The 15,540-nt window shown below is 73.4% G+C and carries 14 protein-coding genes; 6 read left to right on the top strand and 8 right to left on the bottom strand.

The features are described from left to right. Positions 1 to 54: 54 nt before the first annotated feature. Together GCU69_RS10800 and GCU69_RS10795 are read left to right on the top strand one after the other, a co-directional pair. Positions 55 to 273, top strand: coding sequence for a recombinase-like helix-turn-helix domain-containing protein (locus GCU69_RS10800; protein ID WP_098750182.1), 219 nt, complete (start codon positions 55 to 57; stop codon positions 271 to 273). A gap of 4 nt (positions 274 to 277) precedes the next feature. After that, positions 278 to 1,300: a Rieske 2Fe-2S domain-containing protein gene (locus GCU69_RS10795; RefSeq protein WP_156205781.1), complete on the top strand. Its 1,023-nt coding sequence runs from the start codon at positions 278 to 280 to the stop codon at positions 1,298 to 1,300. A gap of 160 nt (positions 1,301 to 1,460) precedes the next feature. Here GCU69_RS10795 and GCU69_RS10790 read toward each other — a convergent pair whose 3' ends face one another. From GCU69_RS10790 to GCU69_RS10775, 5 genes are all read right to left on the bottom strand, one after another. Next, a complete protein-coding gene (locus GCU69_RS10790; protein ID WP_098750180.1) occupies positions 1,461 to 1,994 on the bottom strand; it encodes a MarR family winged helix-turn-helix transcriptional regulator in 534 nt (177 codons plus the stop codon). Positions 1,995 to 2,159: 165 nt separating this feature from the next. Continuing rightward, positions 2,160 to 3,530: an MFS transporter gene (locus GCU69_RS10785; protein WP_156205780.1), complete on the bottom strand. Its 1,371-nt coding sequence runs from the start codon at positions 3,528 to 3,530 to the stop codon at positions 2,160 to 2,162. Positions 3,531 to 3,811: 281 nt separating this feature from the next. Then, on the bottom strand, positions 3,812 to 6,124 hold the full coding sequence (locus GCU69_RS10780; RefSeq protein ID WP_235978391.1) for a xanthine dehydrogenase family protein molybdopterin-binding subunit: 2,313 nt from the start codon (positions 6,122 to 6,124) through the stop codon (positions 3,812 to 3,814). Beyond that, positions 6,121 to 6,618, bottom strand: coding sequence for a (2Fe-2S)-binding protein (locus tag GCU69_RS33565; RefSeq protein ID WP_170315819.1), 498 nt, complete (start codon positions 6,616 to 6,618; stop codon positions 6,121 to 6,123). The genes GCU69_RS10780 and GCU69_RS33565 overlap by 4 nt, the downstream gene beginning before the upstream one ends. Next, positions 6,615 to 7,433 carry an FAD binding domain-containing protein gene (locus GCU69_RS10775; protein WP_098750177.1) on the bottom strand — a complete coding sequence of 273 codons (819 nt, stop codon included), beginning with the start codon at positions 7,431 to 7,433 and terminating at the stop codon, positions 6,615 to 6,617. Before GCU69_RS10775 ends, GCU69_RS33565 begins: the two co-directional genes overlap by 4 nt. A gap of 454 nt (positions 7,434 to 7,887) precedes the next feature. On the opposite strand from GCU69_RS10775, the gene GCU69_RS10770 reads away from it, so the two are divergent. The 4 genes from GCU69_RS10770 (at position 7,888) to GCU69_RS10755 (ending at position 11,582) form a co-directional block, all read left to right on the top strand. Then, a complete protein-coding gene (locus GCU69_RS10770; RefSeq protein ID WP_156205778.1) occupies positions 7,888 to 8,403 on the top strand; it encodes a type II toxin-antitoxin system HicB family antitoxin in 516 nt (171 codons plus the stop codon). Positions 8,404 to 8,579: 176 nt separating this feature from the next. Then, complete coding sequence (locus tag GCU69_RS10765) at positions 8,580 to 9,470, top strand: DUF4097 family beta strand repeat-containing protein (protein WP_156205777.1); 891 nt, start codon at positions 8,580 to 8,582, stop codon at positions 9,468 to 9,470. 398 nt (positions 9,471 to 9,868) lie between these two features. Then, on the top strand, positions 9,869 to 11,320 hold the full coding sequence (locus GCU69_RS10760) for a cytochrome P450 (protein WP_235978390.1): 1,452 nt from the start codon (positions 9,869 to 9,871) through the stop codon (positions 11,318 to 11,320). Then, positions 11,313 to 11,582, top strand: coding sequence for a ferredoxin (locus tag GCU69_RS10755; protein WP_306474014.1), 270 nt, complete (start codon positions 11,313 to 11,315; stop codon positions 11,580 to 11,582). The genes GCU69_RS10760 and GCU69_RS10755 overlap by 8 nt, the downstream gene beginning before the upstream one ends. Positions 11,583 to 12,049: 467 nt before the next feature. Here the strand turns inward: GCU69_RS10755 and GCU69_RS10750 are convergent, their stop codons facing one another. The 3 genes from GCU69_RS10750 to GCU69_RS10740 all read right to left on the bottom strand — a co-directional run bounded on the left by GCU69_RS10750 (position 12,050) and on the right by GCU69_RS10740 (position 15,466). Next, a complete protein-coding gene (locus GCU69_RS10750; RefSeq protein ID WP_098750506.1) occupies positions 12,050 to 13,225 on the bottom strand; it encodes an epoxide hydrolase family protein in 1,176 nt (391 codons plus the stop codon). Positions 13,226 to 13,538: 313 nt separating this feature from the next. Then, entirely contained in the window at positions 13,539 to 14,237 is a 699-nt protein-coding gene (locus GCU69_RS10745) for a response regulator (protein WP_098750505.1), read from the bottom strand. Next, positions 14,234 to 15,466 (bottom strand): sensor histidine kinase, encoded by a 1,233-nt coding sequence (locus GCU69_RS10740; RefSeq protein WP_156205776.1) that lies wholly within the window; start codon positions 15,464 to 15,466, stop codon positions 14,234 to 14,236. The genes GCU69_RS10745 and GCU69_RS10740 overlap by 4 nt, the downstream gene beginning before the upstream one ends. Positions 15,467 to 15,540 lie beyond the last annotated feature (74 nt).

Raw genomic sequence — 15,540 nt, 5'->3', positions numbered from 1 at the left:
ACCCCGCGAGTCCTGAAGATCCATCCGTCTTCGTCCCGTTCACCGGAGTAACCCATGACTTCCCGCTATGTCGTGGTGCACCAGACGCGCACCCACGAACCCACGGACTACGAGCTGAAGCTGGCCGGCGTCCTCGAAGAGGTCTACAGCACGTTCGGCCACGAACTCGCCGACGTCGTCCGGGGCCTGAACCGGAGCAGTGTGTACCCGCCGGACGGAAACGCCTGGACCGAGCAGTCCTTCCGGGCCGAGATCAAGCGACTGGGAGCGTGACGGCATGACCGCTGTGACCGCCGAGGAACTCACGGAGCGCATCCACGCCACGGGGCTGCGCAACCAGTGGTACCCCGTGCTGCCGTCCGGCCACGTCGGCAACGGGGAGATGAAGCGGGTGACCCGCTGGAACGAGACGTGGCTGCTCTTCCGCCGCCCCTCCGGGCAACTGCACATGATCGCCGACCGGTGCCCGCACCGCAGCGCGCCGCTGTCCCTGGGGCAGCACCTGGGCGACCGGGTGGCCTGCCAGTACCACGGCGTCCAGGTCGACGGCACCGGCACGGTCGTCTCCGTGCCCGGCCTGCCCGGCTGCAATCTGGAGGGCAAGCAGCTGGTGCGCTCGCTGCCCGTCCAGGAGCACTGCGGCGCGGTCTTCGCCTACTGGGGCGACGAGCGGCACCCCGAACCGCCGGAGCTGGTCCTGCCGGACCGCCTCGCCGACGAGGGGACCGCGCACTTCCTCAACTACGCGGAGTGGGGCGCCCCGTGGCGCTTCTACATCGACAATGTGCTGGACCCGATGCACGGGGCGTTCCTGCACGGACACTCGCACTCGATGGCGGGCGGCGCGAAGTCGGCGCGGTTCCGGATCCGGGAGACGGAGCGGGGCTTCTTCTTCGAGAAGACCGACCAGGTCGGCGTGAACTTCGACTGGGTCGAGTTCGCGCGCACCGGCGTGGACTGGGTGGACCTGGAGATCCCGTACCAGCCCTTCGCGGGGCCGGGCGGCGCGTTCGGCATCGTCGGCATGGTCGTGCCCGTCACCGACACGGAGTGCGCGGTCTTCCACTGGCGCACCCGCAAGGTGCAGGGCTGGGAGCGGGACTCCTGGCGGTTCCTGTACCGGATGACCCTGGAGGAGCGGCACCACGAGGTGCTGGAACAGGACCGGGTCATGCTGGAGGGCATGCCGGCGGACGGCGACGTGGGGGAGAACCTGTACCAGCACGATCTGGGCGTGGTGCGGATCCGACGCTTCTACCGTGCGGAGGCCGCCCGGCAGGCGGCGGCGCTGCTCGGCTGACCTCCGGGGGGAAGACCCCGTCGCGGTGGCACGGTGTGCACCCGGCGGGGTCTTCGCCGTGCTGCCGCCGGGCAGGGGCCGTCGGCGGGACATGCGCTGCCGGCCCGCGTCCGCCGTGCCGGGCGGCGGCGGATCCGCCCGGCGGCCGCTCCGGGGCCGGTTACTCCCCGGGGGTCGTCGCCGATTTCAGGCTGCGCTCCAGTTTCTGGAGCAGGGCGGCCAGTTGAACCCGTTCCTTGGGCTTCAGCCCCGCTAGCATGGACCGTTCGTTCTCCAGGTGCTCCGCGAACAGCGTGTCGATCAGGTGCAGCCCGGCCGGGGTGAGCCGGCAGTGCACCACCCGGCGGTCCTGCCCGTCGCGTTCCCGGACGATCAGCCCGTCGCCCTCCAGCCGGTCCAGCCGCAGGGTCACACCGGCCGAGGAGACCAGACTTGTCGCCGCCAGCTCGCCCGCCGTGAGCCGGTACGGCTCCCCGGCCCGCCGCAGCGCGGCCAGGACGTCGAACCCCGCCAGCGACAGCCCCGCCGCGGCCACCGGTTTGCTGGTCTGTGACTGGTACAGCAGGAAGGAGCGGTGCAGGCGCCCGAGCACCTCGATCGGCGACGGGTCGAGGTCCGGCCGCTGCCGGTGCCACTGCTCGATGATGCGCGACACCGCGTCGGTATCGGTGCTGCTCTGAACCCTGGCGGCCACAGATTCTCCTCCTAGTAATTCCTTACCGATGAAAAGCTACCTCCTTAACGGCCCGGTGCGGCACTCGAGCCGAAGAAGGGCCGGACGGCCCCGGGTCACGGGGTCGTCCGGCCCTCCTGGCGGACCGGTGGGGAACGGCGGGCCGCGGGGTGTGCGCCGCAGCCGTCAGGCGTTGAGTTCCTCGAGTGTCCTGCCCTTGGTCTCCACCATGAAGCAGGCGACGACGGCGCCCACCGCGGCGACGACCGCCAGCTGGACGAAGACGACGCTCAGGCTCGCGCCGGAGGCGATGACGGCGCCGACCGCGACGGGGCCGAGGATGACGCCGAGGCGGTTCCACACCCCGCCGAACGCGGCGCCCTTGGCGCGGTTGCGCGTCGGGTACAGCTCCGGCGAGTAGAGGTAGAGCGAGGCGTTGATGATGAAGATGAAGAAGGTGGTGCAGGAGGCGAAGGTCGCGACCTGGCCGCCGGAGGTCGCGCCGGCCACGCCGAGCGCGGCCAGCGCGGCCGTGGTGCCGATCAGCGCGGTCAGCAGCAGCGGCCGGCGGCCGATGCGGTCGACCACCAGGGCGGCGATCAGCGTGCCGAGCAGACCGGTGGCGTTGCTGATCAGGGAGTAGACCAGCGCGGTGGTCAGGTCCAGCCCGAACTGCTTGGTGTAGAGCGAGGGCAGCCAGGTGGAGATGCCGTGGTTCATGTAGTAGGCCACGAACCACATGGTCGCCAGGACGGCGGTGCGGCGCAGATAGCGGCCCTGGAAGATCTCCCGGAGCCGGCCGCGGGACTCCTCGGCGGGTATCTCCAGCGAGGGCCGGGGCAGCGGCTGCGCGGTCGCGGTGACGACCTCGCTCTCGATCTTGGACATGACCTCCTCGGCCTCCGCGACGCGGCCCTGGGAGGCCAGCCAGCGCGGCGACTCGGGGACCTTGCGGACGAGGAGCACCGCCAGCACGACGGGCAGCCCGCCGATGAGGAACATGGCCCGCCAGCCGAGGTTCGGGACGACCCAGACCGCGGTCAGGGAGGCCGCCGAGAGGCCGGCCGGGAAGATCAGTTCGTACAGCAGCACCAGTTTGCCGCGGCTGTCCGAGCGTGCGATCTCGTTGATGTAGGTGGCGGCGATGGGGACGACGCCGCCGATGCCGACGCCCTGGACGAAGCGGAAGGCGGCGAACATCTCGATGTTGGCGGCGAGGGCCACCGCGATGCTGGCGAGTCCGGTGACCAGGACGCCGAGGGCGACGGTGCGCACCCGGCCGATCTTGTCGCCCAGCCAGCCGGCGCCGAACGCGCCCAGCAGCATGCCGACCGAGGCGGCGGTGACGGCGAAGGTCGCCTGGCCGGTGGAGAGGTTCCACTGCTCGGTGAGGACGGGCAGCGCCGAGGCGGCGAGCAGTTGGTCGAACGCCTCGAAGAAGGTGACGGCGCCGATCATGAAACGGACCTTGACGTGCCACCGCGAGTGCGGCAGCCGTTCGAGGCGCGCGGCGACGGAGCCGGAGTTCAGGGCTTTGTCTGGGGCCACGGTGGACATGGGGTTCCTTCCGCGCGGAGCGGGAGCCGGCAGGGTTGCCGCGACACTAGGCGGCATTTATCTAAGTGGTCAATAACTAAGTGCTAAATTTATTCGCCTCGACCGCGACGCCTGCTCATCGCCGTCCCCCTCCCTCCGGCCGCCCCGGGGCAGGCCGGAGCCGCCCCCGGCCCGGCAGCAGAAGGGCCTGGTGCGGCGGCAGAAGGGCCGGGTCCGGCGGCAGAAGGGCCCGGTCCGGCGGCGGCGGGGTACGGGTGCGTCCGGCCGGGTGGCGAGGGATATCAGGACGACTGGCCGGGGAGCTCCCGCAGGGCGCGGTGGACCCGCTCCGGGGTCAGCGGGAGCGTGGTGATCCTGGCGCCGGTGGCATCGTGCACGGCGTTCGCGATGGCGGCGGCGACCGGCACCAGGGTGCCCTCGCCGGCGCCCTTGGAGCCGAACGGGCCGGGCCCGTGCCGCTGCTCCTGGGAGACGCTGACGAAGGAGGCGGGCAGATCCTCGGCCATCGGCACCCGGTAGTCCAGCGCCTCACCGTTGACCAGCACGCCGTCCTCGAACCGCATCTCCTCGAACAGCGCCTGGCCGTAGCCCATGACGGCGGCTCCCTCCTCCTGTCCGCGTACGACCAGCCGGTTGGCGGCCCGGCCCACGTCGCCGCTGGCGACCAGCTTGAGCACGGTCACCGCGCCGGTGTCCGGGTCGACCTCGACCTCGGCGCCGGCCCAGCCGATCTCCCAGAACACGCAGGGCGCGTCGAGCGGTGCCTCGGGGGAGTTGGGCGCCTTGAAGAAGCCGTCGCCGCTGAATTCGTAGCCGGTACCGCCGAACACCTGCGCGATCATCGGCGGCAGCGGGTGCACGGTACGTCCCTGCCGTACGCCCCAGTCGACCAGTTCCAGGTCGGCGGGCTCGCAGCCGAGCCGGCCGGCGGCGAACTCCAGGATGCGGTCGCGGGCCTGCTCGGCGGCGAGCTGCACGGCGCGGCCGGTCACCGTCATGCCGGAGGAGGCGTTGGTGCCCTGGTCGAACGGAGAGGTGTCGGTGTCGACCGCCGCGTAGGAGACCCGCTCGGGCGGCAGGCCCAGCACCTCGGCGGCGACCAGGCACAGCGCGGTCGAGATGCCCTGCCCGATCTCCACCGAACCGGCGGAGACGAAGACGTGCCCGGTGGCGTTGATCTTCACCCGGGCCTGCGCGGGCTTGTTGACCCCGCCGCCGTCCTTGAACCCGATGGCCAGTCCCATGCCCCGGTTGGGCCTGGTTCCGCGCTCGTGGTAGCCGAGTTCGGCGGCCACCAGGTCGAGCCCCTCGACCAGGTCGCTGTCGATGCCGCTCTCGCCCGGCATGAACGGCTCGCCGAGCGCCTTGAGGTTCCTCACCCGCAGCTCGTACGGGTCCATGCCGAGCCGCCGGGCGATCATGTCGATCTGGCTCTCGCTCGCCCAGGTCGCCTGGGTGGCGCCGAAGCCGCGGAACGGCCCGGCCGGCGTCGTCGACGTCATCACGCAGGCGCACGAGGAGCGGACGTGCTCCCAGCGGTACGGGCCGGGGATCCGGTATCCGGCCTTCTCCGCGACCAGCGGACTGCCGTCGGTGTAGCCGCCCGCGTCGAGGAGCACCGTGCTCTCCCGCGCGACGAAGGTGCCGTCGGCCCGCAGTCCGGTCTTCACCGTCATCACCGCGGAGTGCTGGCTGAGGGTCAGGAAACCCTCCTCGGTGGTCAGGCAGTAGCGCACCGGGCGCCCCGCGAGCTGCGACAGCAGGATCGCCACCGGCTCGGTCTTGCAGTTGTGCTTGGCGCCGAAACCACCGCCCACGAAGGGCACGTTGACCCGGACCGCGGACTCCTCGGTCCGGAACACCCGGGCGATCTCCTTGCGCAGCGGAAACGGGTTCTGGGTGGAGGTCCACACCTCGATCCGGCCGCCGCGCGCGTCGGCGACGGTGACGAACGGCTCCAGATGGAAGTGATTCATCCGGGAGAAGACGAAGGTGTCCTCGAAGACGTGGTCGCACCCGGCCCACACGGCGTCGGGCCCGGTCTCGTAGCGGAACTCGTAGCAGACGTTGGGACGCGGCCACAGCTCGGCGGAGGCACCGGTGCCGTACGGCGGGACGACGCCGCGCGGCTTGCGGCCGGAGAAGAGTTCCGGGGCACCCGCGGCCAGCGCCGACTCCACGTCCGGCACGGCCGCCAGCACCTCGTACTCGACCTCGATCAGCGCCAGTGCGGCCAGGGCCGTCGCCTCGTCCTCGGCGGCCACCGCGGCCACCGGGTCGCCGATGTGACGGACCTTGTCGGTGGCGACGATCGGCTGGTCCTTGATGAAGTAGCCGAAGACCGCGTCGAGCCCGCCGAGGTCGTCCCGGGTGATCACCGCGTGGACGCCGGGCAGCTGCCGGGCCCGGGTGGCGTCGACGGTCAGCAGCCGGGCGTGCGGGTGCGGGCTGCGCAGCACCTTGGCGTGCAGCATCCCGGGCAGCGCGACATCGGTGGTGTACCGCGCGGCGCCGGTGACCTTCAGCCGGGCGTCCTTGCGGGGTGCGGCCTGGCCGAAGGCGGCGGGGCGGCCGCTCGCCGAGGGGGCGGTCACGCTTCCTCCCGGATCAGCTCGGCGGCACGGCGGACCGAGTCGAGGATCATCCCGTAGCCGGTGCACCGGCAGATGTTGGAGGAGATCCACTCGCGTATCTGCTGGTCGGTGGGCGCGGGGTGCTCGCGCAGCAGCGCGGTGGCCAGCATCACCATGCCGGGCGTGCAGTAGCCGCACTGGAAGCCGCCGCACTCGGCGAAGGCGCGCTGGACCGGTCCGGGCTCGCCGCTCCCGGACTGCCCGGCCACGGTCTCCACCGAGCAGCCGTCGGCGCTGAAGGCGAAGAGGCTGCAGGAGGCGGTCGGCACGCCGTCGATCAGCGTGGTGCAGGCGCCGCAGACGCCGCGTTCGCAGGACGCCTTGACGCCGGTGTTGCCCATCCGGTCGCGCAGCAGGTCGAGCAGGACGGTGTGCGGCGGGATCTCCTCCGAGCGGTGGCGGCCGTCGAGCTCCATGCTGACGGTGATCCGGCCGGCGCCGTGGTCCGTGTTCATCGGCCCTCCTTCCGGGCGGCGCGGGTCTCCAGCAGGCGGCGCAGCAGCACGCCGGCCAGGTGGCGGCGGTATCCGGCGCTCGCGGCGGCGTCGCCGACGGAGTCCGGCAGGCGTTCGGCGGCTTTCACCGGGTCGTCGTCCGGGGCCAGCCGTACGGTGTGCGGGCGGGTGTACTCCGAGCCGACGGTCAGCGTCACCCGGTCGCCGCGGACCGCCACGGCTGCCGTGGCCAGCGGGCGCATCGAGCGCTCGTAGCCGAACCACAGCCCGTGCACGCCGGGGAGGACTATGGAGGTCAGCAACGCGCCGTGCGGCTCCTCGCGGTCCCACAGCGCGGCGGGGTCCAGCTCCAGCGGGCCGTCGGCGGTCAGGAAACGCAGCCGGGCACCCGCGGCCTGAAGCATGACGGACATCTCGTAGCGGGTCCGGCGGGCCATCAGGTTGCCGCCGATGGTGGCGCGCTGCCGGATCCGGTGGTTGGCGATCCGGCCCCACGCCTCGGCGAAGGAGGGGAGGGCGCCACGGACCGTGTCGTCGTGGGCGCCGTCGTGATGGGCGACACCGGAGCCGATCTCCAGGCCGCCGTCGGTCATCGCGACCCGGCCGAGTTCCGGTACGCGGTCCAGCGCGACCAGGCTCTCGCAGCGCAGACCCTCCCGGAACTGGGCGAACAGGTCGCTGCAGCCCTGCGCGTAGACGGCGCCGGGCGCCGCGCCGGCGGCCACCGCCTCGCCGAGCGAGCCGGGGCGGTGCAGGGCGAAGGCCGGGATGGTGCGCTGGGTGGGCGCCACCAGGCCCGTGGGGAGCAGGAGCATGGGCAGAGGCCTCCTGGCGGGGTGACGACCCGGGAGGCTGTCACCGCTACGCAGAGTTATCTAATGACTGAACATTCCATTGCGGAGATGTCTAACACCCTTTACCTGCTGGCCACAAGGGGTGTCCTCGGAGGCGCTTAAGCGTTAAGGGATCTCCCGTGATCGGCCCACCGGGGCGGCCGGATCGTGGCGCGGGGGCCGCGGAGGTTTCAGCGGCCGGCTCCGCGGCTGTGGCCCTGTCCGGCGTATCGCCGTGGTCGTCGGGGGTGGCGCCGAAGATGGGGGCTGATGGCGCCATGATGGCGCTGCGGAGGCGCCCCAGGGGCTACGCCTCCCTGTGGACGGGCCTCGGTCCGGTCTGGTCGGCGGCGATAATTCCCAGCTCAGAGTGCGTTGCTTTGGAGATGGTCCCTGGAGGGTCGCCATGGCGCCATGGATGTGCCAAGATGGCGCCATGGATCTCACGCCTTACGTCAGCCGTCTCCGGGACGAACTCGCTGTCGCGGCGGGTGCTGGTGGTGACGAAGCCCGGGCCCTGGCCGAGCGGCTGACCGCGCCCCTGGAGTCCGCTGTCCGGCTGACGTTGCTCGACGCGCTGTCGACGGCCATGGAGGAGGTGACCCGGGAGCTGGCACCGGGAGGGGTCGACGTGCGGCTGCGGGGTGTCGACCCGGAGTTCGTGGTGACGCCGCCGCTCCGGCCGGAGGCGTTCCAGGAGGAACCGGCCCCCGCACCGGCCGCACCCGCACCGGCCGCGGACGCGGAGGACGGGACCATGGCGCGGATCAACTTCCGTCTCCCGGCACATCTCAAGGCCCGGACCGAGAGTGCCGCGGCGGCGGAGGGACTGTCGGTCAACGCCTGGCTGGTGCGGGCCGTGTCGGGTGCCCTGGACGGCGGGGAGCGCGTGAGCGCGCCGGGCCGCGGCAGGCACTCGGGCGGCCAAGGTTTCACCGGCTGGGTCCGCTGAGGATCCCGGCGGGGGCTCCGCGGCGGCACCGGGCCCGGCGCGCGGGCTCGCGGCGCTGCCGTACCGCCCTGCCGCCGCGGTGGCGGGGCGGTGGGCCCGCCGATCCCGCGGGCGTCACGCATCACCCGCCTCACCGGCGGGATCACTCATCCGAGCCAAGAGGACGGGACACAGCCATGCCCGCATTTCAGACCCCCGAGCCGATTTCCGTCGTCCTCGAATTGGAGGCCGGCAGCGCCCGTATCACCGCGGGCGAGCGCACCGACACGGTCGTCGAGGTGCTGCCGCGCGACGGCTCGGACGACAACGACGTACGTGCCGTGCGGCAGACCAGGGTCGCCTGCTCCGGTGGCCGTCTCACGGTCACCACGCCGAGGAAGCGGTCGCTGTTGGGCAGGCCGGGCGCCGTGGAGGTGAGCATCGAACTGCCCGCGGGGTCGGATGTGCGGGGCACCACGGCCCTGGGCGGCTTCTCGTGCGAGGGCCGTCTCGGGGAAGTCACGCTGAGGACCGCGCTGGGTGACCTCCAGGTCGGTGAGGTGGCCGGCGCGGGCCTCAGGACCGGCCACGGCGACGTCCGGCTGGCCCGCTCGTCGGGGGACGTGGAGGTCGTCGGCTCGGGCCGGATCGAGGTCGGCACGGTCGCCGGCGCGGCGACCGTGAAGAACGGCAACGGCCGAACGGAGATCGGCGAGGTCGCCGGTGGCCTGAAGGTGAGAGTGGCCAACGGGGACGTCGGTGTGGGCGTCGCGCACGGGAATGCGGAGGTGAGGTGCGCGAACGGCCGGATCGAGATCGGTGTGGCCCGCGCCGGGGTCGAGGCGATGGCGTCCACCGGCGGCATCCGTGTCGGGGAGGCCGGCGGTGGCCGGATCGACCTGCGCACCTCGGTGGGGGGTCTCGAGGTGGGGGTCCGTGCGGGCACCGCGGTCTGGCTGGACGTGAACACCAAATACGGCGCGGTACGCAACGCGCTCGGTGTGTCGGACGGGCCCGAGGAGGGGGAGGAGAGCGTCGAGGTGCGCGCGCGGACCGGGACCGGCGACATCGTCGTCCACCGCGTCTGACCCCCGTGCCCGGGCTTCCCGGCCCGTACGTTGCCGTCCCCCGGCCCGTATGTCCCGGTCTCCCCGGCCCCGGGCGTGCCCGTCTTCCCGGCCTCGGGCGTGTCCGGCCACCCGCCCCGCGCGTCCCCGTCTCCCGTCGCTCGCAGCCGGGCGGCACGACCGGCCCGGGCTCCTGTGCCCGCCGCCGCGCACGCGGGCCGGCCGGCTCCGTACCGCTGCCTGCGGCTCATGGCGCGGAACCGCCGCCGGCACGGCGCGACCATCACCCCTCGTCGGAGGGCGCGCCGCTCGCCGGGCGGGCCGCGTCGTCTCCACCGGCGCCACCCGGTGCCCGCCGCCCCGGGCCCGCTCCACCGATCCGCACGACCTGCACCTGCCCGACGACCGAAGGAGGACCCATGCCGTACGAACCGACGACGACCGACGACACCGCTGACACCCCCGACCCTGCCGCCACCGGCAGCCCCGACCCTGCCGCCACCGGCACCGTCCCCGCCGATACCGGCACCCCGGGCCGTGTCGGCACCGGCACTCCCGGCCCCGGCACCTCCGCCGCCGCGGGCACCGTTGCCGACACCACCGTCGGCGGCGCCGCGGACGGCACGGCCGCGGACGGCACGGCCGCCGGCACCGCCCGCGCCACCGCCGCGGACCCGCCGTCCCTGCCGACCGACCGGCGCTCCGGCTGCCCCTTCGACCCGCCCGCCGAACTCACCGCGCCGGACGACGAGCCGGTGCGCCGGATGCGCTACGCCGACGGGCATCTGGGCTGGCTGGTCACCGGGCACGCAGCCGCCCGCGCGGTCCTCGCCGACCCGCGTTTCAGCTCACGCTACGAACTCCTGCACCTGCCGATACCGATGGAGGGCGCTCCGGAGCAGATACCGCCGGCGCCGGTGGGCGACATGACCGGCCTCGACGCTCCCGAGCACACCCGCTACCGGCGTCTGCTCACGGGGAAGTTCACCGTCCGCCGCATGCGCGCGCTCACCCGGCGCATCGAGGAGTTCACCGCCGGCTGCCTGGAGGCCATGGAACAGGCCGGGCCTCCGGCCGATCTGGTGGAGGTGTTCGCGCGGCCGGTGCCCGCGCTGGTGATCTGCGAACTGCTCGGCGTGCCGTACGCGGACCGCGAGCGCTTCCAGAGCGACGTCGCGGTCCTCTTCGACCAGAGGGCGGACGCGGCGGCGAAGGGCGCGGCCCAGGAGGCACTGCTGCGGTATGTGGGCGCATTGGTGGCGGCCAAGCGGGCCGAGCCCACCGACGACCTGCTCAGCGACCTGACCTCCACCGACCTCACCGATGAGGAGCTGGCCGGGATCGGCGGGCTGCTGCTCGCCGCCGGGCTGGACACCACCGCGAACATGCTGGGCCTGGGCACCTTCGCCCTGCTCAGCCATCCCGGCCAGCTGGCGGCCCTGCGCGCCGACCCCGGCCTGGCGGGGCAGGCGGTGGAGGAACTGCTGCGCTATCTCAGCGTGGCGGACCCGCTGCCGCGCTCGGCCCTGGAGGACGTCGAGGTGGAGGGCCGGCTCATCAGGGCGGGGGAGACGGTGACCGTATCCGTGCAGGCCGTCAACCGGGACCCGCACCGGTTCCCCGACCCGGACCGGTTCGACATCGGCCGCGGGGCCGCCGGGCACCTGGCCTTCGGCCACGGCGCCCACCAGTGCCTGGGCCAGCAGCTCGCCCGGGTGGAGATGACCGTCGCGTTCCCGGCGCTCTTCGCCCGCTTCCCCACGCTGCGCCTCGCGGTGCCGCCGGGCGAGGTGCCGCTGCGGGACCGCGCCAACATCTACGGCGTGACGGCCCTGCCCGTCACCTGGGGGAAGGAGGGGACCGGTGAGTGACGCACACCAGGTGCTGCGGGTGAGGGCCGACCGGGACCGCTGCGCCGGCGCCGGCATGTGCGTCCTGACGGCTCCCGAGGTCTTCGACCAGGACGAGGAGGACGGCCTGGTGGTGCTCCTGCGCTCCGAACCGGCCCCCGGGCACCGGGCCGCCGCGCGGAGGGCCGCGGGCCTGTGCCCGGCCGGGGCCATCACCCTCGGCCCCCGGGACGCCGAGGGCCGCCGGGCCGTGTCCCCGGAGTCAGGGCAGCCGGAGTCGTAGGCAGGCGAGGGTGACCAGGGCTTCATGGTGGCGGGCGTGTCGGCCGTGGCTGGACAGGGCCTTCGAGGGCGCGGTCGCGGATGTACTCGCGCTCCGTGTCGGACATGGCCGCCGGCACGGTGAACACGAATTCGGAGGGGACGTGCGTGCCCTTCGGCTCCCCGGTGAGGAACTCCAGGCCGACGCCGCTCGCTTCAGCTGCTCGGTGGCCATCAGTCCAGGCATCCGCATCCACTCGTGATCCACTCGGGAAACACGTCGCCGCGGGTGGACCGCCGGGCGGCCGCCTGTCTCACGAGCGAGCACCTGTGAGACGCGTTCGTCGGCGCGAACCGGGGTTCGCGCCGGTCAACGGCCGCACCCGGACCAGCGCTCGGGTGGTCCGGACGCAACGGCCCAGCGACACCCGGCCCTTGCCAAGGCCGGGTGTCGTGCGCCGCGCCGCGCGCCGGTGCGCGGGTGTGCCCTCAGCCACTCGCCGCGGCGCGGTAGGGGCGGAAGAACGTGCGCAGTTGCTCGGCGTAAAGTTCGGGTTCCTCGAAGGGGGCGAAGTGCCCGCCCCGCTCGGGTTCGTCAAAATGCACGACGTTCGCCACGCGTTCGAGCCACTGCCGCGGCGGACGCACGATGTCGCCGCGGAAGAGGGAGAAGCCGGAGGGCACCTCGACGCGGCGGGCGAGCTGCTCGGGCGGGATCGCGGCGTTCGCGTGGTACATGCGCATGGACGAGCCGATCGTTCCCGTGAGCCAGTAGAGCGTGACGTTCGTGAGGATCTCGTCCTTGGTGAAGCTGCGTTCGATGTCGCCGTCGCAGTCGCTCCAGGACCGGAGCTTCTCGACGATCCAGGCGGCGAGTCCGGCCGGTGAGTCGGTGAGTCCGGCGGCGGCGGTCTGCGGCTTCGTGCGGTGGACGGCGCCGTAGGCGCCCTCGCTCGCGCCCCAGGCCGCGACGTGTTCGAACCAGGCGCGCTCCTCGGGCGTGAGGTGGGCCCGGTCACCGGTGAGGACGGGCAGGCCCGCGTCCGTGCGGTGGACGGCCACGACCCGGTCCGGGTGGTCGAGCGCGAGGTAGCGGCTCACATGGCTGCCCATGTCCCCGCCGGCCGCTCCGAACCGCGCGTAGCCGAGGACGTCCATGAGTTCGGACCACAGGCCGGCGACGGCGACGGAGTCGAGCGGCGGGCCGGCGGGGCGGTCGGAGTAGCCGTAGCCCGGCATGTCGGGCACGACGACGTCGAACGCGTCGGCCGGGTCGGCGCCGTGCGCGCCGGGATCGGTCAGCAGCGGGACGACCTTGGAGTAGCGCCAGAACGAGTCCGGCCAGCCGTGGCTGAGGACCAGCGGCAGCACGGGGCCGGCGGGCGCGACAGCCCGGGCGTGCACGAAGTGGATCCCCAGGCCGCCGATCCGGACGCGGAACCGGGGCAGCCGGGCGAGCTGCGCCTCCTGCGCGGGCCAGTCGAACCGGTCCGCCCAGTACGTGACCAGCTCACGCAGGTAGGCGATGTCGGTCCCGAGCGACCACCCGGCGTCCTCGGGCACGTCCGGCCAGCGTGTCGCGCGCAGTCGCGCGCGGAGGTCTTCGAGCGCCGCGGGCTCGGCCCGGGCGGTGAACGGCTGCGGGGAGGAGGGAGCTTCCGGCATGGCCGCATGCTAGCGCTGTCCGTCGCCGGATCCGTGATCCGTTGAGACGCCCGGCGCCCGGGCGCGGTGGGCCCGCGGCCTGCGGCCCCAGCAGATGGGGACGCCGCGGCAGCCCCCGGCGGAGGAGCGGCGGACCCGCCCTCCGCCGGGCGTGGACCCGGGCGTGGACCCGGGCGTGGACCCGGGCGTGGACCCGGGCGTGGACCCGGGCGTGGACCCGGGCGTGGACCCGGGCGTGGACCCGGGCGTGGACCCGGGCGTGGACCCGGGCGTGGACCCGGGAGAGCGGGGCGGGCCCGGGGAAGGGGCCGCCCTATTCGCCCGGGGTCACCAGCCGCGATTCGTACGCGAAGACCACCGCCTGCGCGCGGTCGCGCAGGTCGAGCTTGGTCAGGACGCGGCTCACATGTGTCTTCACCGTCTGCTCGGCCAGCACCAGCGTCTCCGCGATCTCCGCGTTGGACCGGCCGCGGGCCATCAGGGTGAGGACTTCCGTCTCACGTTCCGTCAGGCCCTTGAGCCGCAGCGCGGGCTTGCCCCGGGCGGCCGGACGCTGCCGGGCGAAGTCCGCGATGAGGCGGCGCGTCACGGAAGGGGCGAGCAGCGCGTCGCCCGAGGCCACGACGCGTACCGCCGCGATGAGGTCGGCCGGCGGCGCGTCCTTCAGCAGGAAGCCGCTCGCACCCGCCCGCAGTGCCTCGTAGACGTAGTCGTCGACGTCGAAGGTGGTGAGCATCAGGACGCGCGGACGGTGTTCCGCCACTGCCTGACGGGCCTGTCCACCGCCCCCCGGGGGCGCGAGGAGGCGGCGAGCGGCCTCGAGCCCGTCCATCTCGGGCATGCGGACGTCCATCAGCACGACATCGGGATGGGTGCGCCTGCTCAGCTCGACGCCCTGCGCACCGTCGGGTGCCTCGCCCACGACGTCGATGTCGCTCTGGGCGGCGAGCAGCGCGGCGAAGCCGGCCCGCACCATGGCCTGGTCGTCGACGATGATGACGCGGGTCGTCACGTGGAGTCTCTTTCCGTCAGGGGTAGTTGGGCCGCGACCCGGAAGCCGCCGTCCGGCAGCGGCCCCGAGTCGAGGGTGCCGCCGGCGAGCCGCACCCGCTCGCGCATGCCGACGAGGCCGTGCCCGGTGCCGCCCTCCTCGAGCGGCGCGGCGGGCGGCACGGGCGGCGGCCCGTTGACGACGAGGACGGTGAGCCACGAGCTGTCCTCCGACACGGACTCCGACACCGACACCTGCGTGGGAGCGCCGGGCGCGTGCCGCACGACGTTCGCGAGGGCCTCCTGGACGATGCGGTACGCGGAGAGGCCCACCGCCTCGGACACGTCGGCGTCGCAGGGGGAGTACTCCACCGGCACGCCCGCCCTGGTCGTCGCCTCCGCCAGCTGCCCGATCCGCGTCAGGCCCGGCTGGGGCGCGAGTTCGCCGTGCGACTCCTCGTTCCGCAGCACGCCGAGGAGCCGCCGCATCTCGCCGAGCGACTCGCGTGCGGTCGCCGCGATGGACGTGAACTCCTCCTGCACGTCCGGCGGCAGCCTGTCGAGGCGGTACGCGGCGGTGTCCGCCTGCACCGTGATGACGGACATGTGGTGCGCGACCACGTCGTGCAGCTCGCGGGCGATGCGGGCGCGTTCCTCCAGCAGCGTCCGCCGGCCGCGTTCGGCCTCGCTGATCGTCTCCTGCTCGGCCAGCCTGCGCTGCGCCTCGTACCGCTCGCGGAGCGCACCGCCGAGCACCAGCGCGACGCCGCTGAGCACGGTGAGCAGTGCGTCCCTGGCGCCCGTGCCGGTGGGCGCGACGAACCCCAGGCCGACGCTCGCGCCCGCCGTCGCCAGCCACACCAGCAGCAGCGTCCGGCGTGGTTCGCGCAGGCCGAGGGCGAGGCAGAGGCCGATGTACCCGACGATCTCCATGGGCGGGAACGGCCACAGGCGCTGCGCGTCGAAGTCGATGGTGAGCAGCGCGAGCGCCCCGGCCACGTCCGCGGTGAAGATCACGTACCAGGCGCGCAGCGGGCGGACGACGGCGAGCAGCAGCGGTGCCGTCTGCGCGACGGCCAGGGCGCTCGCGACGCCGCCGTTGAGGCCGTAGTCGACGCTGAGCACATGGATGGTGGTGGGGAGCAGGGCGGCGAACAGGATGAACGCCACGGCCCACGGCAGCAGTCGCACCCACCGGCGCGACGCCCCCGCGAGCAGCGCGCCCGTGGGTTCCTCCTGCACTGAGATCATGGGCACCAGCTTATGTGTGGCGGGACGGTGTCAGGAGACGCGCAGCCGCGGGGCGGGCCCGGCGGGGCCGCGGC

Source organism: Streptomyces lycii (assembly GCF_009735685.1).
Classification (GTDB): Bacteria; Actinomycetota; Actinomycetes; order Streptomycetales; family Streptomycetaceae; genus Streptomyces; species Streptomyces lycii.
This window is presented reverse-complemented; position numbering and strand designations above follow the sequence as displayed.